The organism is Leifsonia araucanica, from assembly GCF_051161895.1.
In the GTDB taxonomy this organism is placed as follows: Bacteria; Actinomycetota; Actinomycetes; order Actinomycetales; family Microbacteriaceae; genus Leifsonia.
Genome location: NZ_JBMBTW010000002.1, coordinates 862,080 through 886,718, shown reverse-complemented (window position 1 = coordinate 886,718; position 24,639 = coordinate 862,080). Strand labels below are relative to the sequence as shown.

General features: G+C 68.7%; 26 protein-coding genes and 1 tRNA gene. 18 read left to right on the top strand and 9 right to left on the bottom strand.

The features are described 5' to 3' along the window. Nucleotides 1-10: 10 nt before the first annotated feature. Together ACN6M5_RS04260 and ACN6M5_RS04255 are read right to left on the bottom strand one after the other, a co-directional pair. Nucleotides 11-952 (bottom strand): cation diffusion facilitator family transporter, encoded by a 942-nt coding sequence (locus ACN6M5_RS04260; RefSeq protein WP_434948626.1) that lies wholly within the window; start codon nt 950-952, stop codon nt 11-13. 83 nt (nt 953-1,035) lie between these two features. Beyond that, nucleotides 1,036-1,120 (bottom strand) — tRNA-Leu (locus ACN6M5_RS04255). Nucleotides 1,121-1,265: 145 nt separating this feature from the next. Between ACN6M5_RS04255 and ACN6M5_RS04250 the strand changes: the two genes are divergently transcribed. Then, nucleotides 1,266-2,579, top strand: coding sequence for a M20/M25/M40 family metallo-hydrolase (locus ACN6M5_RS04250; RefSeq protein ID WP_434948625.1), 1,314 nt, complete (start codon nt 1,266-1,268; stop codon nt 2,577-2,579). A gap of 36 nt (nt 2,580-2,615) precedes the next feature. Beyond that, complete coding sequence (locus ACN6M5_RS04245) at nt 2,616-3,479, top strand: undecaprenyl-diphosphate phosphatase (protein ID WP_085370609.1); 864 nt, start codon at nt 2,616-2,618, stop codon at nt 3,477-3,479. A gap of 31 nt (nt 3,480-3,510) precedes the next feature. On the opposite strand, the gene ACN6M5_RS04240 is transcribed toward ACN6M5_RS04245, so the two are convergent. Further along, on the bottom strand, nt 3,511-4,452 hold the full coding sequence (locus ACN6M5_RS04240; protein ID WP_085370608.1) for a proteasome assembly chaperone family protein: 942 nt from the start codon (nt 4,450-4,452) through the stop codon (nt 3,511-3,513). Nucleotides 4,453-4,540: 88 nt separating this feature from the next. Here ACN6M5_RS04240 and ACN6M5_RS04235 point away from each other — a divergent pair, with 88 nt between their 5' ends. From ACN6M5_RS04235 to lnt, 10 genes are all read left to right on the top strand, one after another. Then, entirely contained in the window at nt 4,541-5,227 is a 687-nt protein-coding gene (locus ACN6M5_RS04235) for an HAD family hydrolase (protein ID WP_434948624.1), read from the top strand. Continuing rightward, nucleotides 5,224-6,285 (top strand): tRNA (adenine-N1)-methyltransferase, encoded by a 1,062-nt coding sequence (locus ACN6M5_RS04230; protein WP_434948623.1) that lies wholly within the window; start codon nt 5,224-5,226, stop codon nt 6,283-6,285. The genes ACN6M5_RS04235 and ACN6M5_RS04230 overlap by 4 nt, the downstream gene beginning before the upstream one ends. 63 nt (nt 6,286-6,348) lie before the next feature. Beyond that, nucleotides 6,349-7,254, top strand: a complete 906-nt coding sequence (locus ACN6M5_RS04225) for an FKBP-type peptidyl-prolyl cis-trans isomerase (RefSeq protein ID WP_085370605.1) — start codon at nt 6,349-6,351, stop codon at nt 7,252-7,254. Nucleotides 7,255-7,271: 17 nt separating this feature from the next. Further along, a complete protein-coding gene (locus ACN6M5_RS04220; protein WP_168689468.1) occupies nt 7,272-8,300 on the top strand; it encodes a helix-turn-helix transcriptional regulator in 1,029 nt (342 codons plus the stop codon). Next, on the top strand, nt 8,293-9,267 hold the full coding sequence (locus tag ACN6M5_RS04215; RefSeq protein ID WP_434948622.1) for a helix-turn-helix transcriptional regulator: 975 nt from the start codon (nt 8,293-8,295) through the stop codon (nt 9,265-9,267). Before ACN6M5_RS04220 ends, ACN6M5_RS04215 begins: the two co-directional genes overlap by 8 nt. Before the next feature lie 29 nt (nt 9,268-9,296). Next, entirely contained in the window at nt 9,297-9,647 is a 351-nt protein-coding gene (locus ACN6M5_RS04210; RefSeq protein WP_434948621.1) for a hypothetical protein, read from the top strand. 3 nt (nt 9,648-9,650) lie between these two features. Beyond that, nucleotides 9,651-9,881, top strand: a complete 231-nt coding sequence (gene tatA, locus ACN6M5_RS04205; protein ID WP_085370601.1) for a Sec-independent protein translocase subunit TatA — start codon at nt 9,651-9,653, stop codon at nt 9,879-9,881. Between the two features lie 42 nt (nt 9,882-9,923). Beyond that, nucleotides 9,924-10,676: a twin-arginine translocase subunit TatC gene (gene tatC, locus ACN6M5_RS04200; protein WP_434948620.1), complete on the top strand. Its 753-nt coding sequence runs from the start codon at nt 9,924-9,926 to the stop codon at nt 10,674-10,676. Nucleotides 10,677-10,686: 10 nt separating this feature from the next. Then, nucleotides 10,687-13,116: a DEAD/DEAH box helicase gene (locus tag ACN6M5_RS04195; protein ID WP_434948619.1), complete on the top strand. Its 2,430-nt coding sequence runs from the start codon at nt 10,687-10,689 to the stop codon at nt 13,114-13,116. A 46-nt stretch (nt 13,117-13,162) separates the two neighbouring features. Continuing rightward, a complete protein-coding gene (gene lnt, locus ACN6M5_RS04190; protein WP_434948618.1) occupies nt 13,163-14,692 on the top strand; it encodes an apolipoprotein N-acyltransferase in 1,530 nt (509 codons plus the stop codon). A 23-nt stretch (nt 14,693-14,715) separates the two neighbouring features. Here lnt and ACN6M5_RS04185 read toward each other — a convergent pair whose 3' ends face one another. The 4 genes from ACN6M5_RS04185 to ACN6M5_RS04170 form a co-directional block, all read right to left on the bottom strand. Further along, on the bottom strand, nt 14,716-15,087 hold the full coding sequence (locus tag ACN6M5_RS04185; protein ID WP_085370597.1) for an RNA polymerase-binding protein RbpA: 372 nt from the start codon (nt 15,085-15,087) through the stop codon (nt 14,716-14,718). A gap of 98 nt (nt 15,088-15,185) precedes the next feature. Next, nucleotides 15,186-15,935 carry a glycerophosphodiester phosphodiesterase family protein gene (locus ACN6M5_RS04180; protein ID WP_434948617.1) on the bottom strand — a complete coding sequence of 250 codons (750 nt, stop codon included), beginning with the start codon at nt 15,933-15,935 and terminating at the stop codon, nt 15,186-15,188. After that, nucleotides 15,932-17,068, bottom strand: a complete 1,137-nt coding sequence (locus ACN6M5_RS04175) for an SPFH domain-containing protein (protein ID WP_434948616.1) — start codon at nt 17,066-17,068, stop codon at nt 15,932-15,934. The genes ACN6M5_RS04180 and ACN6M5_RS04175 overlap by 4 nt, the downstream gene beginning before the upstream one ends. Beyond that, nucleotides 17,065-17,568, bottom strand: a complete 504-nt coding sequence (locus ACN6M5_RS04170; RefSeq protein WP_434948615.1) for an NfeD family protein — start codon at nt 17,566-17,568, stop codon at nt 17,065-17,067. The genes ACN6M5_RS04175 and ACN6M5_RS04170 overlap by 4 nt, the downstream gene beginning before the upstream one ends. Nucleotides 17,569-17,677: 109 nt before the next feature. Between ACN6M5_RS04170 and ACN6M5_RS04165 the strand changes: the two genes are divergently transcribed. Together ACN6M5_RS04165 and ACN6M5_RS04160 are read left to right on the top strand one after the other, a co-directional pair. Next, complete coding sequence (locus tag ACN6M5_RS04165; protein WP_434948614.1) at nt 17,678-18,448, top strand: SDR family oxidoreductase; 771 nt, start codon at nt 17,678-17,680, stop codon at nt 18,446-18,448. Further along, a complete protein-coding gene (locus ACN6M5_RS04160) occupies nt 18,445-20,442 on the top strand; it encodes a S9 family peptidase (protein ID WP_434948613.1) in 1,998 nt (665 codons plus the stop codon). The genes ACN6M5_RS04165 and ACN6M5_RS04160 overlap by 4 nt, the downstream gene beginning before the upstream one ends. An 87-nt stretch (nt 20,443-20,529) precedes the next feature. Here ACN6M5_RS04160 and ACN6M5_RS04155 read toward each other — a convergent pair whose 3' ends face one another. Further along, nucleotides 20,530-21,162, bottom strand: coding sequence for an HdeD family acid-resistance protein (locus ACN6M5_RS04155; RefSeq protein ID WP_434948612.1), 633 nt, complete (start codon nt 21,160-21,162; stop codon nt 20,530-20,532). Between the two features lie 442 nt (nt 21,163-21,604). Between ACN6M5_RS04155 and ACN6M5_RS04150 the strand changes: the two genes are divergently transcribed. From ACN6M5_RS04150 to ACN6M5_RS04135, 4 genes are all read left to right on the top strand, one after another. Then, on the top strand, nt 21,605-21,856 hold the full coding sequence (locus ACN6M5_RS04150) for a hypothetical protein (protein WP_434948611.1): 252 nt from the start codon (nt 21,605-21,607) through the stop codon (nt 21,854-21,856). Nucleotides 21,857-22,026: 170 nt separating this feature from the next. Next, entirely contained in the window at nt 22,027-22,365 is a 339-nt protein-coding gene (locus tag ACN6M5_RS04145) for an ArsR/SmtB family transcription factor (RefSeq protein ID WP_434948610.1), read from the top strand. Between the two features lies 1 nt (nt 22,366). Beyond that, nucleotides 22,367-23,011: a dihydrofolate reductase family protein gene (locus ACN6M5_RS04140; protein WP_434948609.1), complete on the top strand. Its 645-nt coding sequence runs from the start codon at nt 22,367-22,369 to the stop codon at nt 23,009-23,011. A 9-nt stretch (nt 23,012-23,020) separates the two neighbouring features. Beyond that, nucleotides 23,021-23,485 (top strand): SRPBCC domain-containing protein, encoded by a 465-nt coding sequence (locus tag ACN6M5_RS04135; RefSeq protein ID WP_085370586.1) that lies wholly within the window; start codon nt 23,021-23,023, stop codon nt 23,483-23,485. 140 nt (nt 23,486-23,625) lie between these two features. Here the strand turns inward: ACN6M5_RS04135 and ACN6M5_RS04130 are convergent, their stop codons facing one another. After that, complete coding sequence (locus ACN6M5_RS04130; protein WP_434948608.1) at nt 23,626-24,594, bottom strand: helix-turn-helix transcriptional regulator; 969 nt, start codon at nt 24,592-24,594, stop codon at nt 23,626-23,628. Nucleotides 24,595-24,639 lie beyond the last annotated feature (45 nt).

Sequence of the window (24,639 nt, the reverse complement as noted above, 5' to 3'; positions counted from 1 at the left end):
CCGCAATCGCTCAGTGCGGGACGAGCGGCGTCGCCCCCGGCCGGGACAGGGTGAGAATCGCCTCTGCGACGTGCGGGTCCGCCTCCAGCGCCCCGCCGATGGCGACGAGGTCGGCGGCCACGTCGGACTCGCGGTCGTTCCCGACCAGATCGACGGCGGCGACCACGTAGATGCGCTCCGGTCCCACGTACTCCAGGTGCAGGTACGTCACCGTCTCCACCTCGGGATGCGCGAGCAGGGCAGCGAGCACGGCCTGCGTCGCCTGGTCGGAGCCCTGCTCGCCGAGCAGGAAGCGCCGGTTCCTGTCGATCAGCACGAGCGCGACGACGGCGAGCAGCACGCCGACCAGGATGGAGCCCAGCGCGTCGTACACGGCGTTCCCGGTCAGCTCGTGCAGCAGCAGGCCGAGGAAGGCGATCAGCAGACCGATCAGCGCGGCCGCGTCCTCGAAGAACACCGCGCGCAGCGTCGGGTTCGACGTGCGGAACACGTGGGAGAGCGTCCCGATGCTTCGCTCGTCCGCGCCCCGGCGCGCCTGCCGGTACGACTGCACGAACGAGAACCCCTCGAACACGAACGAGACCGCGAGCACGACATACGCCACGGCGTAGTCCGCGCCGCGGTCGGTCGCGCCCAGCTCCGAGACGCCGTGCGTGATCGACACCACGGCGCCCGCCGTGAACAGCCCGACCGCCGCGAACAGCGACCACACATACGCCTCGCGCCCGTACCCACCCGGATGCGCTGCGTCGCGCGGCCGGGACGCCGAGCGCTCCGCCTGCAACAGGAACACCTCATTGCCGGCATCCGCCCAGGAGTGCGCGGCCTCGGCGACCATCGAGGCCGATCCGGTGAGCACCGCCGCGATGGTCTTCGCGACGGCGACGACGACGTTCGCGCCGAACGCGATGACGACCGTGAGGAGGCTCGATGAGGAAGGGGAGTCCGGCATAGCGGCAACAGTAATCCGCACGGCGGCCTCTCTGCCCCGTGAAATGACGGAAACCCCGGTCTTTCGACCGGGGTTTCCCTGTGTGTCCGAGGGGGGACTTGAACCCCCACGCCCTATACGGGCACTAGCACCTCAAGCTAGCGCGTCTGCCATTTCCGCCACCCGGACAGGTGTTTCATTCCAGCGACCGAACCGGCCGCCGAAGAAAGACATTAGCACGTCTGCGAGCACATGCTCGACCTGTCCGAGCATCCCGGGCGTGGCGTCGCGCTCCGCGTTGGCGACGGCAGGAAGCGCCGGTAGCGTTGGGCGTATGACGGATGCCCTGAGCGACGAGCAGCTGGACGAGACGGCGATCATCGCGCGCGATCTGATCCGCTTCGACACCACCAACTACGGTGAGGGGAAGTCGAACGGCGAGACGGATGCCGCGGAGTACGTGGAGGCCCGCCTCCGCGGGATGGGCCTGGAGCCGCAGCTGTTCGACTCCGACCCCGGACGCACCAGCGTCGTCGCACGCGTGCCCGGCCGCAACGCTGCGAAGCCGGCGCTCGTCGTGCACGGACACCTCGACGTCGTGCCTGCCGACCCGCGCAACTGGTCGGTCGACCCGTTCGGCGGCGTCATCAAGGACGGCCTGCTCTGGGGTCGCGGCGCCGTCGACATGAAGAACATGGATGCGATGATCCTCACCGCCGTCGGCGACCTACTGGCAGCGGGGGCGCAGCCGGAGCGCGACCTCGTCGTGGCGTTCTTCGCCGACGAGGAGGACGGAGGGCGGCGCGGATCGCACTTCCTCGTCGACAACCACCCCGAGCTGTTCGCCGGAGCGACCGAGGCCATCAGCGAGGTCGGCGGATACTCGATCGACCTCGCCGGCCAGCGCGCATACCTGATGCAGACGGGAGAGAAGTCGCTCGTCTGGATCAAGCTGATCGCCCGCGGCCGCGCATCCCACGGCTCCCGCCTGGTGCGGGACAACGCGATCACCAGGCTCGCGGAGGCCGTGGTCGCCATCGGCCGCCGCGAGTGGCCCATCCAGCTCACCGACACCACCACGCAGTTGCTGGCCGAGGTCTCGCGCATCCTGGACATCGACCCAGAGCAGGTCGGGCCGGACGAGGTCGTGCTGCGCACGGGCACCGCCGCCGGGTTCATCCTGGCGACCCTCCGCACCACCACGAACCCGACGCTCCTCGACGCCGGATACAAGCACAACGTCATCCCGGACACGGCAGAGGCGCTCATCGACATCCGCACGCTGCCCGGCGAGGAGGACGCCGTGCTCGCGCAGGTGCAGGAGATCGTCGGCGACGACATCGAGATCAGGATCATGCACCGCGACGTCGGCCTGGAGGCCGCGTTCGGCGGACCGCTGATCGACGCGATCGTCTCCACCATCGGCGAGCACGACCCCGGTGCGCCCGTGCTGCCGTATCTGCTCTCCGGCGGAACGGACAACAAGGCACTGAGCAAGCTCGGGATCACCGGCTACGGCTTCGCACCCCTGCAGCTGCCGAAAGAGCTCGACTTCCCCGGGATGTTCCACGGCGTCGACGAGCGCGTCCCCCTCGACGCGCTAGTGTTTGGCAGGTCCGTGCTGCGCGACCTCCTCCGCAGCTACTGACCGTTCCCCACCTCACGTCAGCACCGAAAGCACCGCATGGAATTCATCAACGCCCTCATCCTGGGTCTCGTCCAGGGGCTCACCGAGTTCCTCCCGATCTCGTCGAGCGCGCACATCCGGATCGTCGGTGAACTGCTCGGCACGGGCGGCGACCCCGGCGCCCGGTTCACCGCGATCATCCAGCTGGGCACAGAGGCGGCGGTGCTGCTGTACTTCTGGAAGGACATCGTCCGGATCATCGGGCAGTGGTTCCGTTCGCTGTTCGGCAAGGTTCCGCGCAACGACCCGGATGCGCGGATGGGCTGGCTGGTCATCCTCGGCAGCGTGCCGATCGTCGTGCTCGGCCTGTTCTTCCAGGACGCGATCGAGACCACGTTCCGCTCGCTCTGGATCGTGGCCGTCACGCTGATCGTGTTCGGAATCCTGCTCGGGATCGCGGACTACGTCGGCAGCAAGACCAGGCGGCTCAAGGAGCTCACCTGGGGTCACGGCATCATCTTCGGCCTCGCGCAGGCGCTCGCGCTCATCCCGGGCGTCTCGCGCTCCGGCGGCACGATCACGGCCGGGCTGTTCATGGGCTACCAGCGGCGGGCGGCGGCGCGATACTCGTTCCTGCTGGCGATCCCCGCGGTGTTCGGCAGTGGTTTCTACCAGCTCTACAAGGCCATCAAGGAGCCGTGCACGGAGGCGCTGGCCGCCGCGCACACCTGCACGGTCGAGGTGTTCGGTCCGGCGGAGACCGCCGCGGCGACCATCGTGGCGTTCGTGGTCGGCCTCGTGGTGATCGCGTTCTTCATGGGCTACATCTCACGACGCAGCTTCCTGCCGTTCGTGATCTACCGGATCGCGCTCGGCGCGCTCCTCATCGTCCTGCTCTCCACCGGAGTGCTGACCGCCTGACCCGCGCTGCTCCGGCACCCCGGGCGCGGGGTCAGGAGCGCCAGGGCTCGTCTGGGCGTCCGCCGGCCTGGCCGTCGCGGCCGTCTCCGCGGCGGCGGAGGTAGCGCTCGAACTCCTGCGCGATCGCCTCGCCGCTCGCCTCAGGGGAGTCGACCGTGTCGCGCGCCTGCTCCAGCTGCTCGATGTACGCGGCCATCTCGTCGTCGTCGGCCGCGAGCGCGTCGATGCCCGCTTCCCACGCCGCAGCCTCGTCGACCAGCGTGCCGCGCGGGATGGTCACGTCCACCAGCTCTTCGAGCTTGTCGATGAGCGCCAGCATCGCCTTGGGACTCGGCGCGTTGTGCACGTAGTGCGGGACCGACGCCCAGATCGTCACCGTCGGGATGCCGACGGCCTCCGCGCCCTCCGCGATGGCGCTCAGGATGCCGACAGGGCCCTCGTAGGTGGAGCGCTCGATCGACAGCTCGGCGCGCACGGCGGCGTTCTCGCTCGAGGCGAAGATCGAGATCGGACGGGTGTGCGGCACGTCGGCCAGCATCGCGCCGAGGAAGACGATCACGCCGATGTCCGACGCGAGGGCGGCATCCAGGATCTCGGCGGTGAAGCTCTTCCAGCTGCGCGACGGCTCCGTGCCCAGCAGGAGGTAGATGTTGCCGACGTTGTCTCCGCTCACCCGCACAGCGTCGGCGGCGAGGTCGCCCGCCAGGTCGTGGGCGGCAGCACCGGGATGCGCAGGACCGTACATCACGGCCGAGGGCCAGACGAGGTGGCGGTGCCCGTCGTCGTCGGTCACGACGGGCCGGTTGAACTGGAAGTCGAAGTAGAGCTCTGGATCGACCTCGGAGATGGGCACGACGTCGAGCACGTCCTTCAGCGTCTTGACGGCGCCGCTCGCTGCCTCTCCGGCGTCGTTCCAGCCCTCGAAGGCGACGACCAGGATGCGGCCGCCGAGGAAGTCGTTTCCGTCAGTCACAGTGGATGTACCTCTGTCCTCTCCAAGCGACCGTGCGGACGCCATCCATCCAGGATAGGCCCGCCGGTCACCGGTAGGCTTGTGGCCCGTGACCTCACTGACTCCTCCGAGCCCGCCGGCCGCCGTTTTCTGGGACATGGACGGCACCCTCGTCGACACCGAACCGTACTGGATGGCCTCCGAAGTGGAGCTCGTCTCCTCGTTCGGCGGCGTTTGGACGCACGAGGACGGCCTGCAGATGGTGGGCCTCGGCCTCTGGAACTCCGCCGAGATCCTGCGCGCGCACGGCGTCGACATGCCCGCGGACGAGATCGTGCAGTGGCTCACCAACCGGGTGCAGGAGAAGCTCGACAGCGACGGCGTTCCGTGGCGTCCCGGCGCGCGGGAACTCCTCGCCGACCTGCGTGAGCGCGGCATCCCGACCGCCCTCGTCACCATGTCCGTGCGCAGGATGGCGGAGCAGATCGTCGCGCACATCCCGTTCGAGGCTTTCGACGTGATCGTCAGCGGCGACGAGGTCACCGAGCCGAAGCCGCATCCCGAGCCGTACCTGCGGGCCGCAGAGCTGCTGGGCGTCGACCCGGTGGATGCGGTGGCCATCGAGGACTCGCTGGTCGGGCTCAGCTCCGCCGTCGCCTCCGGTGCGGCCACCATCGGGGTGCCGCACATGGTCGCCATCCCGGAGAGCGATCAGCACACCATCTGGGACACCCTCGACGGCAAGACCGCCGACGACATCGCGGCCGTCGCCGCAGCGAAGGGAGCGCTCCTGTGAGCGACCAGCCGACCACGCAGCCGACATACGCGCCGCAGCCGCAGAACAGCGGCCCGTTCCGCGCGGGCGACCGCGTGCAGCTGACCGGGCCGAAGGGCAAGCTCAACACCATCACGCTCGAGCCGGGCAAGGTCTTCCACACCCACCGCGGCATCCTGGAGCACGACACCATCATCGGCCTGCCCGACGGATCGGTCGTGACCAACAACGTCGGCGTCGAGCACCTGGCGCTCCGCCCGCTGCTCAGCGACTTCGTCATGTCGATGCCGCGCGGCGCCGCGATCATCTACCCGAAGGACGCCGCCCAGATCCTGTCGCTCGCCGACATCTTCCCCGGCGCGAACGTCGTCGAGGCCGGCGTCGGCTCCGGCGCCCTCTCGCTCTGGCTGCTGCGCGCAATCGGACCCACCGGCACGCTGTGGTCGTTCGAGCGCAGGGACGAGTTCGCCGACGTGGCGCGCGCCAACGCGGCCACCTTCCTCGGCCACGACCCGGAGAACTGGACCGTCACCGTCGGCGACCTCCAGGACGCGCTCCCGGATGCGGTGACCGACCAGAGCGTCGACCGCGTCGTCCTCGACATGCTCGCCCCGTGGGAGTGCCTCGACGAGGTCACCGCTGCGCTCAAGCCGGGCGGCGTGCTGCTCTGCTACATCGCGACGGTCACCCAGCTCTCCCGCGTCGCCGAGGCGATCCGCGCCTCCGGCGACTACACGCATCCGCAGTCGAGCGAGACGATGGTGCGCGGCTGGCACGTCGAAGGGCTCGCCGTGCGCCCCGACCACCGGATGATCGGCCACACCGGCTTCCTGATCACGGCGCGCCGCCTCGCCCCCGGCTCCGTCCTGCCCGAGCTGAAGCGCCGCCCGTCGAAGAGCGACTACAGCGACGACGACGTCGAGGCCTGGACGCCCGGAGCGCTCGGAGAGCGGCAGTCGAGCCCGAAGAGCCTGCGCAAGCGGGTCAGGGCGGCGGCCGCGAGCGCCGAGCTGGCGAAGGCACGCTCCGCGGAAGCGGCGGAAGACGCCGCGCACGAGGACGACTCCACCATCAACTAGCATGGGGAGCCGGGCGACCATCGTGTCGTCCGGAACCCCACCGATCGCACCGAAAGAGGACTCGTGCGCAGAGCTACCGCACTCGTCGTAGCAGCAGGACTGCTGGCCGTCACGCTGACGGGATGCTCGTCAGACCCGAACGCGAACTGCGACACCGCGCTCAAGCCGGGTACGGCATCCAACCTCATCACCGCGACCGGAAAGCTCGGCTCGAAGCCGAAGGTGAGCTTCCCGACGCCGATCGACACGAAGACCTCGCAGAGCACCACGCTCATCGACGGCAGCGGCGAGCAGGTCCGCAAGGGCCAGATGGTCGAGATCCAGTACACGCTGCTCGACGGCGAGACCGGTGCGACCGGCAGCGCGAGCTCGTACTCGAAATCCGAGCCGACCCTCATCCCGGTGGGAGCCACGAACATCCCCGGCATCAACGACGGGCTGCAGTGCGCCACCGTCGGCTCGCGCATCGCCATCGCGATCGCCCCGAAAGACAGCGGCTCCGACGGCGCGACCAGCTCGGTCGTCGCCGTGATCGACCTGGTCGGCGCATTCCTGCCCAAGGCGGACGGCGCCGTGCGCCCGTCGGTCTCCGGCTTCCCGACCGTGGTCCTCGCACCCACCGGCCAGCCCGGCATCACCATCCCGTCCGGCTCGGCCCCCACGGCCGTCCGCAGCGAGACGCTGAAGGCCGGCGACGGCGCGACCGTGAAGAAGGACAGCACCGTCGTCCTGCACTACACGGCCGTCGGCTGGGATGCCAAGAACGTCGTGTTCAGCACCTGGCAGAACGGCGCGCCCGACCTCGTGGCGATGGCGTCCGGTCAGTCCAGCGCCAACCAGGCCCTCCCGCAGGCGATGCTCAAGGAGCTCGTCGGCCAGAAGGTGGGCTCGCAGGTGGTCGTCGAGACACCCAAGGACTCCAGCATCCCGGCAGCAGCGTGGGTCGTCGACATCCTCGGAGTGCGCTAGCCGATTAGGATGGACGGGTGCCTCCGTCCTCGTCTTCGCCCTCCCGTGTGCCGGTCGAAGAGCGGCTGTTCAGCCTCGTGCTCGCGCTGCTCGCGACCGAGACGGGTCTGACCAAGAACGAGATCCTCTCGACCGTGCAGGGCTACCGCCAGCGCTTCGTCACCCACGGTGACAACAGCAGCCTGGAACGTCAGTTCGAGCGCGACAAAGACGACATCCGCGAGCTCGGCGTCCCGCTCGAGACCGTGGAGTCCCCGGGAGACTCTGGCAACAATCAGCTGCTGCGCTATCGCATTCCCAAGGGGGCATACGATCTCCCGGCCGACGTAACGTTCTCCCCGCAGGAGATCACGCTGCTCGGCCTGGCCGCCACGGTCTGGAAGGAGGGCTCGCTGTCCGGCGAGTCCCGCAGGGCGCTGATGAAGCTGCGCTCGCTCGGCGTCGAGGCCAACGACCCGATCGTCGGGTACGCGCCCCGGCTGCGGGCGAGGGACAGCGCCTTCGACCCGCTGAGCCAGGCACTCGAACGCAACGCCATCGTGCAGTTCCCCTACCTCAAGCCGGGGGAGAGCGCATCCAGGACCAGGACGGTCGCGCCGCTCGCCCTGGTGCAGCACCAGGGCCGGTGGCACCTGCAGGGCATCGACCAGGATGCGCACGGCTCGCGCACCTTCCTGCTCTCGCGGATGGTCGGACCGGTCAAGGTCACGGCCCGCACGTTCGAGCCGGAGGGCTCCGACTTCGCCGCGAAGGCCCTGGCCGACCTGGAGAGCATCTGGCAGGCGAACGTCGCGACCATCGAGGTGACGGCGGGAACGGACGCGGCCACGCGACTCGGCAAGCGCTACGGCGACGCCGTCCCGACGAAGGGCGACGGCGAGTCGTTCGTGCTCACCGTCAACTACTCCGACATCAACATCCTGGCCGACCAGCTCGCGAGCTTCGGCCCGGAGGTGCTGGTGCTCGCACCGGATGCGCTGCGCGACGCCGTGCGCGACCGTCTCGTCGCCACGGCGGCCGCCCACGAGAGGAACGACCGTGGCTGAGCGCCGCAAGCCCATGCAGGCGCAGGACAAGCTCGCCTTCCTGCTCGCCCTCGTGCCATACCTGATGGACAGGGACAGGGTGAGCGTCGCGGAGGCGGCGGAGCACTTCGGCGTCGAGAAGGCGCAGCTGCGCGACGCTGTCCGGCTGATCGCCGTCTCGGGCGTGCCGGGGGAGACCAACCAGTACCAGCCTGGCGACCTGTTCGACATCGCCTGGGACGACTTCGAGGACAACGACCAGATCGTCCTCACCCACCAGGTGGCCATCGACGACTCCCCGCGGTTCTCCGCGCGGGAGGCCGCCGCGCTGATCGCCGGTCTGCAGTACCTTTCGGCCCTTCCGGAGAACGCCGACCGCGACGTGATCGGCTCGCTGATGGCCAAGCTCGCCCGCGGTGCCTCCGCCGCGCCCAGCCAGGTGGCGGTCGCCGGCTCGGAGACCGACGCGACGCTCGCCGTGATCCGGGATGCGGTGGCCGGCGGCACGCAGCTCGACTTCGACTACCTGAATTCCCGCGGTGAGCGGGAGCGTCGCAGGGTCGACCCGCTGCGCATCGAGTCCATCGACCAGGACTGGTACCTGCGCGGCTGGGACCACCTCCGCACCGCGATCCGCACCTTCCGGCTCGACCGCATCGACGACCTGCGGGCCACCGACCAGCCGATCACGTACCGCCCGGGCGACGTCACCCTCCCGGAGACCCTGTTCGAGGGCACGGAGGACGACCTGCTGGTGACCATCGAGGTGTCCGCCTCGGCCATCCCGTTCATCGAGGACTACATCCCGGAGGGCGCATCACGGCAGGAGCAGGACGGGCTCGTCCGCACCAGCGTGCGCGTCGCGCATTTCCACGGTCTGAAGCGGCTGGTCGCCGGGCTGTCCGGCGTGCTCACCGTGCTCGACCCGCCGGAGGCCCGCGCTGTCGTCGCCGGCTGGGCGCGGGCTGGGGCCGACCGCTACCGGTAGCAGCCGCGGCCTGTCGCTATGCTGATGGCATGCCGTGGTGGTCGTGGGTCCTGATCTGGGTCGTGCTGGTGCTCGGCCTGCTCGGGATGCTCGCCTTCTTCGCCGTCCACCTGTTCCGCAAGGTCGTCGCGGCCGGAAGGGAGGCGTCTGCGCTCATCGAGAAGGCCGATGTCCTGTCCCAGCGTGCGGAGGACCTCACCGAGGCGGCGTTCCACCCCGCCGTCTTCGCGGACGCCAGCGCACTGCGCGCGGAGCGTGTGCAAGCCAGCGCCGATCGCGCGGTTGCGAGGCAACTTCGCAGGGATGCACGGGTCAAACGCGGTAAACTGCTCGTCAATGCCGACGCAGCTCGGTATTCCTACTTGATCACGAAGGACTAACTCATGCTCGGCGGCCTTACCGGATGGCACCTGCTCATCATCCTCGCAGTGATCCTGCTGCTCTTCGGTGCGCCGAAGCTCCCCGCCCTCGCCAAGAGCATCGGCCAGTCGATGCGCATCTTCAAGGGCGAGGTCAACGAGATGAAGAAAGACGGCGACAAGCCGGACGCCTCGTCGACCACTCCGGCCGACGGCAGCACCACCGCCACGCCCGAGACGCACACGAAACCGTAATCGGTGGCCTCCACTAAGCGAGGCAAGAACCGCGAAGGACGGATGACGCTCGCCGAGCACTTCGTCGAGCTTCGCAAACGCCTCTACCGCTCTGCCATCGCGCTGCTCGTCGGCGCTGTCGCCGGCTGGTTCCTGTCCGGGTACCTCCTCGACGCGATGCGCGTCCCCATCACCGAGATCGCCACCCAGCAGGGGCGCGTCGCGACGCTCAACTACGACAGCATCACCGGGGCGTTCGACCTCAAGATGCAGATCGCCATCACCATCGGCGTCATCATCTCCAGCCCGGTCTGGCTCTACCAGATCTGGTCCTTCTTCGTCCCCGCGCTCAGCCGCAAGGAGCTGAAGTACGGCCTCGGCTTCTTCTTCACCGCCGTCCCGCTCTTCCTGATCGGCGCATACGTCGGCTGGCTGCTCGTGCCGCACATCGTGTCGCTGCTGACCAGCTTCGCGCCGTCGGACGACTCGGCGATCATCTCGGCGAAGACGTACTTCGACTTCATCCTGAAACTGTCGCTGGCGGTCGGCGTCGCGTTCGTGCTCCCGGTGTTCCTGGTGCTGCTGAACTTCGTCGGGGTGCTGAGCGCCTCCTCGATCATCAAGTCGTGGCGCTGGGCGATCATCCTGATCGTGCTGTTCACCGCCATCGCCACTCCGGCGGCCGATGTGCTGTCGATGTTCCTCCTCGCGGTGCCGATGGTCGTGCTCTATCTCGCCGCATACGGGGTCGCCTGGCTGCACGATCGGCGTGCCGCGAAGGCCGCCATGCGCCTGGAGACCGAACTGGCGGCATAGGCTTGGTCGTGTGACCGATCAGCTGTCTCCAGCCGAACGCTACGCGGCGTCGCGCACGCGCACCCGCCAGCCTCTCGTCGAGGCCTTCCGTGCGGGGCTCCGCTTCGACCTCGACCCGTTCCAGCGCGAAGCCTGCGCGAGCCTCGAAGAGGGCAAGAGCGTGCTGGTCGCCGCTCCGACGGGAGCCGGCAAGACGATCGTCGCCGAGTTCGCCGTGTTCCTCGCGATGCGCGAGCCGAACGCGAAGGTCTTCTACACGGCGCCGATGAAGGCGCTGAGCAACCAGAAGTTCCAGGAGCTGGTGGAGGAGTACGGGCCGGAGTCCGTCGGCCTCCTGACCGGCGACACCAACGTCAACTCCCGCGCGCGCATCGTCGTGATGACGACTGAGGTGCTGCGCAACATGCTCTACGCCGACTCCGACCTGCTGACCGACCTCGCATACGTGGTGATGGACGAGGTCCACTACCTCGCTGACCGGTTCCGCGGCGCGGTGTGGGAGGAGGTCATCATCCACCTTCCGCAGTCGGTCAGGATGGTCTCGCTGAGCGCGACGGTGTCCAACGCCGAGGAGTTCGGCGACTGGCTGCAGGCGGTGCGCGGCGACACGGACGTGATCGTGTCGGAGGAGCGTCCCGTCCCGCTGGAGCAGCACATCCTGATGCGGTCGAAGCTGATCGACCTGTTCGACTCGTCCGGCCTCGCGGCGACCAACCGGGTGAACCCGGAGCTCGTGCAGATGGCGCGCTACGGCGGCCGGGTGCTGAGCAGCAGGCAGATGCGGGACGTCGGGCGCTACCACTCCAGAGGCGGCCGTCCGGACACCTACCGGATGGACAGGGCCGACCTCGTCAAGCTGCTCGGCGAGCACAACCTGCTCCCCGCAATCTTCTTCATCTTCAGCCGCAACGGCTGCGACCAGGCCGTGCGCCAGACGCTCCGCTCCGGCGTGAAGCTGACTCAGCAGCACGAGCGCGACGAGATCCGCGCGATCGTCGAGGAACGCTGCAGGACCCTGCTCGACGAAGACCTCGCCGTGCTCGGGTACTGGGAATGGCTCGAAGGACTCGAACGCGGCGTCGCCGCCCACCACGCAGGCCTCCTGCCCGCCTTCAAAGAGGTGGTGGAGGAGCTGTTCCGCCGCAAGCTGGTCAAGGTCGTCTTCGCCACGGAGACCCTGGCGCTCGGCATCAACATGCCGGCCCGCACCGTGGTGCTCGAGAAGCTGGAGAAGTTCAACGGGGAGGCGCGCGTCCCGATCACGCCGGGGGAGTACACCCAGCTCACCGGGCGCGCCGGCCGCCGGGGCATCGACGTGGAGGGCCACTCGGTCATCCAGTGGCAGGACGGCCTCGATCCGCAGGCTGTCGCGTCTCTCGCGTCCCGCCGCAGCTACCCGCTGAATTCGAGCTTCCGCCCGACGTACAACATGGCGGTCAACCTGATCGACCAGTTCGGGCGCGAGCGCACCAGGGAGATCCTGGAGTCGTCGTTCGCGCAGTTCCAGGCCGACCGTGCGGTGGTCGACCTGGCGCGCAAGGTGCGCCAGCAGGAGGAGTCGCTCGCCGGGTACGAGAAGGCGATGACCTGCCACTTGGGCGACTTCCGCGAGTATTCGGGCATCCGGCGCGAGCTGAGCGACCTGGAGCGCAAGGGCTCCTCGATGGAGCACGCCTCCCGGGCCGACCGCGACAAGCGCCAGCGCCGGCTGACCGCGCTGCGCAAGCGGATGAAGGAGCACCCGTGCCACCGCTGCCCGGACAGGGAGAACCACGCCAGGTGGGCGGAGCGCTGGTGGAAGCTGAAGCGCGAGACGGACGCCCTGAGCTCGCAGATCCGGTCGCGCACCGGAGCGGTCGCCAAGGTGTTCGACCGCGTCTCCGACGTGCTGCTCGAACTCGGCTACCTGAACCGTGAGGACGACGTCACGACGCTCACCGTGCACGGCCGCACGCTCAAGCGCATCTACGGCGAACGCGACCTGCTCGTGGCCGAGTGCCTGCGCAGGAACATCTGGAACCAGCTGGATGCGCCGAGCCTCGCAGCGATGGCCTGTGCCCTGGTCTTCGAGCCGCGCCGCGACGAAGGTCTCGCGCACGAGCGCACCCTCCCGCGCGGAGCATTCCGGCCAGCCCTCGACAAGACCATCGACATCTGGAGCAGACTCGACGACCTCGAACGCGAGAACAGGCTGCCGGGCAGCGAACCGCCGTCGACCAGCCTGGCGATGGCGATGCACGCGTGGGCGAAGGGCACCAGCCTGAACACGGTGCTCGCCGAGGCGGACATGGCCGCCGGCGACTTCGTGCGCTGGACGAAGCAGACCATCGACTTGCTCGACCAGCTCTCACTCGTCGCGCAGGGCCCGGTGGGACGCACGGCACGGCAGGCACTCGAATCGATCAGGCGCGGCATCGTTGCTTACTCATCCGTCGCCTAGCATTTCTGCGGCGAACGCCGAACCACGTCCTCTAAGCTCTCCACTCGTGACCCAGACCCCCCGCGCCGTGCTGCCCCTCTGGCTCGCACTGGTCCTGGCCGTGGGGGCGGGCCCGGTGCTGGATGCGGGGTTCCCCGATCGCAGCTGGTGGCCGCTCACCTTCGTCGGCATCGCGATGGTGCTGCTCGCCGTGCGGGGACGCAGAGCAGGCAGCGCGTTCCTGGTGGCCTGGGTGGCGGGGGAGTCGTTCTTCCTGTTCCACGTGGCCTGGACGGCGCTGTACCTCGGACCGCTCCCGTGGGTGGCGCTCTCGACGCTGGAGGCGATCTTCTACGGCCTCGGCGGGATGCTCATCGCGCTCGCGTACCGCTGGGTGCCGCGCGCCTGGCCGACCAGGCTGGGACGCCTCGGGCTGCTGCCCGTGATCATCGGCGGCCTCTGGACGCTGCGCGAGTACGTGTCCGGCAACTGGCCGTACGGCGGCTTCTCCTGGGGCCGCGTCGCCGAGTCCCAGGCGGAGAGCCCGTTCGCGCCGCTCGTGGCGTGGCTCGGCATCTCCGGGCTCAGCTTCGTGATGGTGTGGCTGGTGGCGCTGCTGCTGGAGGTCTGCGTGGTGGCGGACCTGCGGGGCGCGTGGCGCGCATCCATCGCCATCGGTGCCGTCGCCGTCGTGCTGGTGGTGCCCGCGTGGCCCGCGACGACCAGCGGCACCACCAGGATCGCCGCCGTGCAGGGCAACGGCCCGGCGGGCTACTTCGACAACGCGCCACCGGATGCCGTGCTCAACTCGCAGATCGCCGAGACGGAGAAGATCGAGGACGAGAAGGCCGACATGGTCGTCTGGCCGGAGGGCGCCGCCCAGCCGGACCCCACCCGCGACCCGCAGTCCGCGGCGATCCTGGATGCGCTGAGCCGCAAGATGGGCGCGCCGTTCATCGTCGGCACGATCACCTACCGCGACGGCAAATACTTCAACACCTCGCTGCTCTGGAAGGACGGCAAGGGCGCCGTCGACTACTACGACAAGAAGCATCCCGTGCCGTTCGGCGAGTACGTGCCCGACCGGGCATTCTGGCGGCCGTTCGCGCCCGACCTGATCGACCTGATCGGCCGCGACTACACCCCGGGCACCAGGGACAACGTCTTCGACGTGAACGGCGTGCGCGCCGGGATCTCGATCTGCTTCGACATCGTGGACGACCAGCTGCTCACCGACATGATGCAGGGCGGCGCGCAGGTCATCCTGGCCCAGACGAACAACGCCGACTTCGGGCAGACCGACGAGAACGAGCAGCAGCTCGCCATCGCCCGCCTGCGCGCGGTCGAGGCCGGCCGGTCGCTTGTGAACATCTCCACCGTCGGCAGCAGCCAGATCATCGGGCCGAGCGGCCGGACCATCGCGGAGATCCCGCCGTTCAAGCCCGGCCACATGATCGCGGACGTCCCGCTCGGCACGACGACCACGCCGGCCACCCTGCTCAGCCGCGGCATCGAGTTCCTCGTCGCCGGCCTCGGCCTCTTCGGTCTCCTCATCGCCTGGGGCGCACGGAAAAGGCCGTCCTCACCGGTGGGGTGAGAACGGCCTCGGTGTGGCGGGGGTCAGGCGCCGATCTTGTGCTCGCCCGTTCCGCGCCGGGAGCGCAGGTAGGTGAGCCTCTCCTCGAGGAGTTCCTCGAGTTCGGCTCGGGTGCGGCGCTCGAGCAGCATGTCCCAGTGGCTGCGCGGCACCTTCACGTCCGAGCGGTCGACCTCGACGGGGGTGTCGCCGACCAGCAGGGTGGCCTCGTGGCCGCAGTGCTTGCACTCCCAGGTCTGGGGTGCATCAGCCTCGGCGGAGAAGACCATGTCGGTCTCCTTGCCGCATTCGGGGCATAGGTAAATGTAACGGGAACGCGGGGAGTACACGACGCCTTCTTCGCTCTGTAAGCTCTGGGCGCCAAGCCTCATTCCGCGCAAACTGCGATCTGCCATTGTGTGGTTCTCCTCTGTGCGCGCGTGCTTCACAGTTATAAACCCACAAGCTGGGGGTTCTCTTTCCGTCGGACCCGTACTCTCAGGGCCCTCTCAGGTCAGATTCGTGCGTCGACCAGCGCTTTCAGTGTGTCGCAGCGGTCGGTGACGAGGCCGTCGACGCCGAGGTCGAGCAGGCGTGTCATGTCGGCCGGATCGTTCACCGTCCAGACGTGGACCTCCACGCCGGCGTCGTGCAGGATGCGCACCGTGCGCCGGGAGACGAGTCGCAGCGGGCCCTGGCGCTCGGGGATCTGCACGGCGACGAGACCGCGCAGCGCGCGGCGCACGGCCGAGGTCGAACCCGCCTTCGCGGCGGCGATCGCGGGGAGGACGCGCGAGACGGAGGCGGAGCTCGCCACGCCGGGCAGCGCATCCACGGCCGCCCTCCTGCGCTTCTCGTCGAAGCTGGTGATGAGGACACGGTCGGTGGCGCGTGCCTTCAGGATGGCCGCAGCGGCCGGGGCGGCGGAGGCCAGGTCTTTGATGTCGATGTTGAAGCGGGCGTCGGGAAACGCGTCGAGGGCGTCCGCGAGGGAGCAGTACGACTGACCATCGCCGAGTTGGATGCGCCTCAGCTCCGGCATGGTGAGCTGGCCGACGCGCACGGCGCGCCCCGCGACGCGGGAGAGGTCGGGGTCGTGGCTGATGACCGCGACCCCGTCCGCGCTCGCGTGCACGTCGGTCTCCAGGTGCGTCGCCCCCGCGTTCAGCGCGCGGAGGAACGCGAGGAGGGTGTTCTCCGGGGCCCCGACGGCGAGGCCCCTGTGCGCGATGATCCGGGGGAGAGGACCGCTCAGGAACGTCACGCCGGCGGAGTCTGCTCTCCAGGCTCCGCGTCGCCCTCGGCGGGCGCTGCGGGGGTGACGCCCGCATCCGGAGCTGCCGCTGCCGCAGCCTCGGCGGCCGCTCGCGTGGCCGCCTCCGCCTCGGCGTGCGCGTCGGCGGCAGCCGCCGCGGCGTCGGCCTGCGCGGCCTTCACGGCATCCCTGTCCACCGGCGCAGGCGCTCCCGACGAGCCGGGCATGCCGGGCATGCCGGGAACTCCCTTGTCGCCGAACGCCTTGCCGATGCCCTGCAGCGCCTGGGTCAGCTCGCTCGGGATGATCCACAGCTTGTTCGCCGGGCCTTCGGCGAGCTTCGGCAGAGTCTGCAGGTACTGGTAGGCCAGCAGCAGGTTGTCCGGGTTCCCCTCGTGGATGGCGCCGAACACGGTCGTGATCGCCTTCGCCTCACCCTCGGCCCGGAGCACAGCAGCCTTCGCGTCACCCTCCGCCTTGAGGATGGCGGCCTGCCGCATACCTTCGGCGTTGAGGATCTCGGACTGCTTGGTGCCCTCCGCGGTGAGGATGACGGCTCGGCGGTCACGCTCTGCGCGCATCTGCTTCTCCATCGAGTCCTGGATGGAGATGGGCGGGTCGATCGCCTTCAGCTCGACGCGCGATACTCGGATGCCCCACTTGCCGGTCGCTTCGTCGAGGACGATGCGCAGCTGGCCGTTGATGTTGTCGCGGCTGGTCAGCGCCTCTTCGAGGTTGAGGCCACCGACGACGTTACGCAGCGTGGTGGTGGTCAGCTGCTCGACGGCGCCGAGGTAGTTCGCGATCTCGTATGTCGCCGCACGCGCATCCGTCACCTGGAAGTAGACGACCGTGTCGATCGATACGACCAGGTTGTCCTCGGTGATCACCGGCTGCGGCGGGAAGGAGACCACCTGCTCGCGCATGTCGATGAGCGGCCGCACCTTGTCCACGAACGGCACCACCACGTTGAGGCCTGGGCTCAGCGTCTTGTGGTACCTGCCGAGCCGCTCCACCACGCCGGCGCGCGCCTGCGGGATGATGCGGATCGCCCGGAACAGGGTGACCAGGACGAAGATCACGATGATGACGATGATGACCGTCACCACGATCCCCACGACCAGTTGACTGGCGTCTGTCACGACGCGCTCCTTTCTGTGAAGTCGTCGGCTCCCGCGGCGATCGGGGCGGGAGCCACCACGGCGGTCGCCCCCTCGATGGAGACGACGACGACGTGCTCGCCGGGCACGAGCTGCGCCGGCGGGGCGGTGAGGCCGGTCGCGAGGCGCGCCGTCCAGGTCTCGCCGACCGCCAGCTTGACCTGGCCGGTGGTGCGGGAGACGGTGTCGACGACGGTGCCGGACATGCCGATCAGTGCGGCGACGTTGCTCTTGGTCGGGTCGCCCCCGCGCTTCAGAGCGTGCAACAGCGGCGGCCGGATGAAGAAGATGAGGATGATCGAGAGCGCTGCGGCGATGATCAGCTGCAGCCACCACGGCGCTCCGACCAGGCCGGAGACGAGGCCGCCGACGCTTCCGACGGCGATCATCAGGAAGACGAAGTCCAGGGTGAGCATCTCGATGATGATGAAGACGAGGATGAGGACCAGCCAGGCGATCCATGCGAAGGGTGCGATGTCCACGGCGACTCCCTTCACTGTCGTACTGACGACCGTAGCAGGTGCCGAACCGGCGGCGCGGAACCCACTTGGTAGTCTCAGGGACGAGAAACCCATCTTTCTAGGAGTCTTCGTGTCCAACCCTCTCGCAGCTGGTTCCCTCGACGGGAAGCGCGCGCTCATCACCGGTTCGTCTCGCGGCATCGGCGCCGACACGGCGCAGTATCTCGCATCGGCCGGGGCCGCCGTCGTCATCAACTTCCGCAACAAGGAGGCCCGCGCCGTCAAGCTTGCGGACAGCATCCGGGAGGCGGGAGGCACCGCCATCACGGTGGGGGCAGACCTCACCGACCCCGCGTCTGTCGATGGGATGTTCGACACCGTGCGCCAGGAGTGGGGCGGCCTCAACATCCTGGTGCTGAACGCCTCCGGTGGCATGGAGTCCGGCATGGCCGAGGACTACGCCATGCAGCTGAACCGGGATGCGCAGGTCAACACCCTGAACGCCGCCCTCCCGCTGCTCGCCCCCGGCTCCCGCGTGGTGTTCGTGACCAGCCACCAGGCGCACTTCATCACCACCACGCCGACGATGCCGGAGTACACGGCCGTCGCCGAGAGCAAGCGGGCGGGGGAGGACGCACTGCGCGCGCTCCTGCCTGCGCTCGAGGAGAAGGGGATCGAGTTCGTCGTGGTCTCCGGAGACATGATCGAGGGCACGATCACCGCGACGCTCCTCAACCGCCTGAACCCGGGCGCCATCGACGCGCGCAAGGAGGCGGCGGGCAAGCTCTACAACGTGAGCGAGTTCGCGGCAGAGATCGCCCAGGCGGTCGTCGACCCGATCCCGGCCGACCACACCCGCCTGGTCGGTGACGTGTCCGATTTCGTGCCGGTGGCCGAATGAAGGCCGCGGACCTCGGACTGCTGACCGGCGTCTCCACGCCGACCGTGCATCCCGGTGGGGCGCGCGCTGTGGTGTCCGTCACGCATCCGTCGCTCGAGGCGGACGCGACGGTCGGGCAGCTCTGGACCGTGCCGCTCACCGGCCACGCGGCGCCCAAGCGGCTCACCCGCGGCTTCCGGGACACCGCCCCGCGGTTCTCGCCGGACGGCCGGCTGATCGCCTTCCTGCGAGCGGCGCCCAAGGCCGCGCCGCAGCTGTACGTGGTGGATGCGGCGGGCGGGGAGCCCGTGCAGGTCACCGACCGGAAGCTCGGCGTCTCCGAGTTCGCCTGGTCGCCGGACGGCCGCACCCTCGTGTTCGTCAGCCGCGTGCCCGAACAGGGCAGGTACGGCACGGTCGACGGGCTGGAGGCCAACGCGGAGCCACCCCGCCACATCCGGACGCTGAAATATCAGGCGAACGGGCTGGGTTACATCCTCGACCGTCGGGCGCACCTGTTCAGCGTGCCCGTGCCGGATGTGTGGGGCGAGCCGGTCGCGGAGGCCGCGCCCGAGGCGGACGGGAGCACCGCATCCACGCCGCTGGTGGAGGAGCCGCAGCAGCTGACCACGGGGGAGTGGGACGACGGCTCTGTCGCGTTCTCCCCGGACGGCGCGACCATCGCGTTCGTCTCCGCCCGCCACGAGAGCCGTGACGACGACCTGCGCTCCAGCGTGTTCCTGCTGGCCGCCGACGGGTCGGGGGAGCCGCGCGACGTCACGTCGGAGCACGGCAGCTTCTCGGTCTCCGAACTCGCGTACGGGCTGAACGGCGTGCTGTACTTCACCGCCCAGGACGTGGGGGAGAGCGGCAGGGACTTCGTCGGCCGCAACGCGGCGCTCTACGCGATCGACCAGCCGGGTGACGCGCCCCGCCGCCTCACCGACCCGGAGACGGTCGACCTCACCGAGAGCGCCATCGTCGCGGACCAGGACGACTCGGTGCTCGTCACCGACCGCAGCAGGGGAGCGCTCGTGGTCACAGCGGTCACGGCGAGCGGCGACGTGCGTCGCCTGACCGACGCGACGACCGTCGTCGGCGGAGTCGGTGTGGCCGGCGACGTGGTGGTCGCCTCCGTCGCAGACGCGGAGACCGCCGGCGATGTCGCCATCGTCGCCGACGGCGGCCTGCGGAAGCTCACCGACTTCTCGGCCCGGCTGCGCGCGGCGGGCGTGCTGCCCATCCGGGAGCTGACCGTGACGGCGCGCGACGGGTATCCCGTGCACGGCTGGGTGGTCGCGCCGGAGGGCGACGGTCCGCATCCGGTGCTGCTGAACATCCACGGTGGGCCGTTCGCGGCGTACACCGGCAGCGTGTTCGACGAGGCGCAGGTCTATGCGGCGGCCGGCTACGCCGTGGTGATGTGCAACCCGCGCGGCTCAGCGGGATACGGGCAGGAGCACGGGCGCGTCATCCGGCAGGCGATGGGCACGGTGGACTTCACCGACGTGCTCGACTTCCTCGACGGAGCCATCGCGGAGAACCCGGCGTTCGACGCATCCAGGGTGGGCATCATGGGCGGCTCGTACGGGGGATACCTCACCGCCTGGACGATCGGGCACGAGCACCGCTTCGCCGCCGCCATCGTCGAGCGAGGATTCCTCGACCCGGAAGGGTTCGTGGGGACGAGCGACATCGGCAGCTTCTTCGGCGACGAGTACGTCGGAACGGACGCCGACCTCATCCGGTCGCAGAGCCCGCAGGCCGTCGTCGGCGAGGTGCGCACGCCCACGCTGGTGCTGCACTCCGCCAACGACCTGCGCTGCCCGCTCGGTCAGGCGGAGCGCTACTACGCCGCGCTGAAGCGCAACGGGGTGGATGCGGAACTGCTGATCTTCCCGGGAGAGGATCACGAGCTCAGCCGTGCAGGGCGGCCGCGCCACCGACAGCAGCGGTTCGACGCGATCCTGGACTGGTGGGCGAGGCACCTGCCGAGCGAGCAGAACGGGCGCTGACGGGCGCATCCGGAGACACCAACGGTCCCTGACCGCCGAGCTGAGGCGCGGTGGTCAGGGACCGTTGCTGTTGGTGCTGCTTGCTGCTTAGGCGGTGGCGGTTGCTGCGGAGGTCGCCGCGAGCACGTCCTTGCCGAAGGTGAACGCGCGCACGATCCCGATGATCCCGAGCACGATCAGCGCGACCGCGGCGAACACGAGCAGGAACAGCGCGGACGACGCCGGAAGGAACAGCACGACGATCCCGGCCAGGATGCTGATGATGCCGAAGGTGATCGCCCACCCGGACGACGCGGCACGGCCGGCTTCCGCGATGGACATGATGCCCTCGATGATCCAGGCGACGCCGACGAAGGCGATGGCGAGGATGACGAGCGTGGCCGCGGCGACGGTCACGTTCTTGAGGGCGATGATCCCGGCGAACACCAGCAGGGCGCCGAACACGATGTGCATCGCGCGGATGCCGCCGGTGATCCCCTTGCTGAAGATCCCGATGGCGAGTCGCATGATGCCGGCGACGATGAAGTAGAGCCCCAGGAAGAACGCCACGACGGCGAGCGTCTTGACCGGCCAGAACAGCAGGACGACGCCGAGGATGACCGCGACGGCGCCACTGATGCCGAGGGCGGCCCGGACGCCGTTGATGGCGCCGCGGGTCAGGTCGGCGGCGTTGAGGGCGAACTCCTGAAACGGAGCTGAGGTGGAGCCTGGTGACGTCATGTTGATCCCCTTGATCCTTCGGTGCCGCGTGCGAGAGCGGCTCTGCTGCCGACACTAGCGCTGACTGGGTGTTCGCCGGGAGGGTGTTGCGGCGTTTCGAGGGGGAGTGGGGCGCCCGGGGTCGGCGCCGACCGGGGTGCGCCAGGGCAGGAAACGGGTCTGCCATGATTGAGCCATGACTTCGTGGGGCAGGCGATCTCTGAATGTGGCGGGCATAGGACTGGCGGCGCTGGTGGCCGTTGTGGGACTGAGCGGGTGTGCGACGGCCCCGACCGCAACTCCGTCGCCGGCCGCTGTCAGGACCCAGGCGCCGACTTCTCCCGCTCCGACCGATCAGGCTGCGTCAGGGGCCGTCGAGAGTTATCTCGCCTGGCTCACGGCCTCACGAACGCCCGACGTCGATGCGGCCTGTGCCGCACTCTCACCGGATCTCATTGCGCGCATGATCGCGGAACTCAACGGCACAGTGCCCACACCGGTCGGCAGTTGTGAAGAGATGATCGCCGCGACGGCTGCCCTCTACCGAGCGGTCGGCGATGACGCTGCCGTGGACGTCGCGGTCCAGCACGAGACGTCGACGGATGCCACACTCTTCGTCACCTATCTGGCCTCGGGCGATTGCGGCACGGTCGTCATGAAACGTGGGGGAGCGAGCTGGATCATCACCGAGCAGTCGCAGGAATGCGCTCAGTGACCCATCACGCCTCGGCGTCGCGCGCGGGCTTCTTCCACACAAGCCATTTGCGCTCGACCTCGTCGACGAGGTCGATAAGGTGTGGAACTCCTCTTCGGTGGCACAGGGGGATCACCTGCTGACGGATGGGGCTTGCGAACCGACCCGCTCCTCTGACTATACTTAGGCAAATGCCAAAGTATTACGATGAGGTCGACGCCGTGCTCCGCGCGCTCGCGGATCCTACGCGCCGAGCTGTCGTTGAGCGTCTCGCCATGTCTCCGGCGGTGGTGTCTGAGCTGGCCGAGCCGTTCGCGATGACCCTGCCGTCGTTCGTGCAGCACCTCGGGGTGCTCGAGGACGCAGGGGTGATCGTGTCGGAGAAGCAGGGCCGTGTCCGTACGGTGAGCCTGCGTCCGGGCGCTCTCGACGTGCTGCAGCTGTGGCTCGGTGAGCAGCGCACCCCCGCGGAACACCAGGCAGACAGGCTCGGCATCCACCTCGCCCGCGCAACCCAGAAGGAGAACTGACATGTCCCGTGTCCGCATGGATCTCTTCACGTCCATCGACGGCTTCACCCCAGCCGACCAGACGCCCGACAGCCCGATGGGCGAGGATTGGAACCGGCTCACCGCCGCGTACACCGCGACCCGCACCTTCCGCGAAAAGATCTTCGGAGACACCAGCGGGCGAGGCACCACCGGAGTCGACGACCGCTACGGTGCCGCATTCTTCGACGGCATCGGCGCCGAAATCATGGGCGCCGGGATGTTCGGATTCCACGCCCATCCCACCGATTCGGACTGGACGGGCTGGTGGGGTCCGAATCCGCCGTTCCATACCCCGGTCTACGTGCTGACCCACTCCGCACCGCGCCCCTCGATCGCGATGGAGGGCGGCACGACGTTCCACTTCCGCGACGCCGCCATCGACGAGGTCCTCCGCGAGGCGCGCGATGCGGCGGGGGGCCTGGATGTGCGCATCGGAGGCGGCTACGGCACGGCGCGCGCAGCACTGGGCGCCGGACTCGTCGATGACCTGCACCTCATGATCGCTCCCGTCTTCCTCGGTCGCGGCCATCGGCTCTGGGACGACCTCAGTGGCTTCGACGCCACGCACACCGTGACGTCGGAAGTCGCCGAGAGCGGCGTGATCCACGTCACTCTGACCCGATAGGAGACCCACGTGACACACGAACGCAGGCTCGCACGCTCCGGCTTCACCCTCACCCGCGACTATCCCGCACCGGTCGAGAAGGTGTGGGGAGCGTTCGCCGACGAACAGCAGAAGCGGAGCTGGTGGGGAGCAGGCGACGAGGCGGAGGCCCGTGCGTGGGCCTTCGACTTCCGCGTCGGCGGGCGCGACATCGACGAAGGCCAGTTCCACAACGGACCGCTGTCGCGTTATGAGGCGACCTACACGGACATCGTCGAGCACTCACGCATCGTCACCACGTATGACATGTGGCTCGACGGAGAGCACATGTCCACGTCGCTCGCCTCACTGGAGTTCGAGCCCATTGCTGAGGGCACGCGCTTCACCCACATCGAGCACGGCATCTTCTTCGATCGATTCTGGGCGGACGGCGACGGACGCGAGGCCGGCACGCGTGGCCTCCTTGACGCGTTGGAGCGGTATCTCGCGCGGTAGCCGACTCCCGACAGTCTGTAGCTGATAATGCACATTATGTCAGCTCAAGGATGGGCACGTGCGCTAGGCGCGATTACGACACCTGGTAGAACTCCCCCGATTCGGACCGGCACGGCAGGCCATGGCCCGAGGCGTCGCGCTCACACTGCCTCTTTCGAGTACCGGCGGGTGAGCGCAGCGCCGATCATCGCCAGATGCGCGCGCACGGATTGTGGGCTGGTGATTTCGAGCCACTCGACAAGCCCAGCGAGATGACCGGCGATCCCGTACTCGCTCGGCGCATGAAACACGACAGGGATGCGGCCATCGCTCGTGGCCGGCCCCACTTCCAGCGTTTCACCGACGGCCGCCTGGAGAAACTCGAGCCCATCGGGGGCACAGATCGCGTGCACCTCGACGACGCTACGGTTGCGTTCGGCTTCGTCGGTGACGCCGTGCCACGCTCTCGCGAGATCGAAGCCCTCGGACCGATGAACGGGGGCATCGCTTGGGATGACGTCGGTGACACGGTCCAGGCGGAAGGTGCGCTGACCCACTTCTGTGTGGGCAACGAGATACCAGCGTGAACCCTTCGCCACCAAACCCAGTGGGTGAACGATCCGCACGGACTCCTTGCCAGCGCTGTCGATGTAGCTGAGCTGCGCTTGCACGCCACGGATCACCGCATCCTGCAGGGTATCGAGGTACTGAGTCGGCCGGTTCGCGTCTCCGGTTGCGCCCCACGGCTGCGAATCCACTATCACGGACGAGGCTGCGGCCTCCGCCTGTGTGCGGAACGTCTCGGGTAGTGCTCTGACGAGCTTTCGAAGGGCCGCCTTCAAATCAGGCCCCGCGGCCTCCGCAGCTGCCGCCGGTCCCGCGATGAGGAAGAGGGCTCGCGCTTCGCTGGCAGTCAATCCTGAAAGGTCGGTACGACCGTCGCCGAGAAGACGCCATCCGCCGGAGCGACCCTGGATGGAGTAGATGGGGACCCCTGCCATGCCCAGAGCGTCCAGATCGCGGCGAGCAGTACGTTCAGAAACCTCAAGTTCCTTCGCGACCTCCGCGGCAGTGATCTGCCCACGCCGCTGCAGCATGAGCAGGATGGCTACCAACCGGTCGGACTTCACACTCGTATCTTCTCAAAAAACCGGTCACTGGGTGCCCTATTTAGC